1 protein-coding gene is annotated in these 412 nt (G+C 62.9%); it reads left to right on the top strand.

Annotated features, from left to right (window positions below; translation table 11 throughout):
* Window positions 1-412 (top strand): urease accessory protein UreD (locus tag AC1DD3_RS22145; RefSeq protein ID WP_476882535.1); only part of this gene is annotated, 412 nt, incomplete at both ends.

Raw genomic sequence — 412 nt, 5'->3', positions numbered from 1 at the left:
GCCAAGTGGTATCGCGCGGCCGGGCCGGCATATCAGAAACTCGACTTGCACGTTGCCGCCGGTGCTACGTTGGAGTGGCTGCCGCAAGAGACGATTATCTTCAGCGCCGCTCAGGCTGAACTCAGCACGAGCATTGATCTTGAGGGCGATGCCCGGTTGTTCTACTGGGACGTGGTCGCGCTGGGGCGTCCGGCCAGTGGCGAGCGCTTCGACCTCGGGCACTTCCAGGCCCACCTGGATATCCGCCGCGACGGCCAGTTGCTCTGGCACGAACGCCAGCGCATTACCGGGGATGACGGTTTGCTGGACTCGCCGATCGGGCTGGATGGGCAACCGGTGTTTGCGACGTTGCTGGTGACCGGAGAGATTGATAGTGAATTGCTGGAGAAGTGCCGCTCGCTGCCCAATGAGG

The sequence above is a fragment of the Arthrobacter sp. 05T444 genome (genome assembly GCF_056395905.1).
The sequence above is the reverse complement of the archived record's forward strand: the minus strand, read 5'-3'. Positions and strand labels throughout refer to the sequence as shown.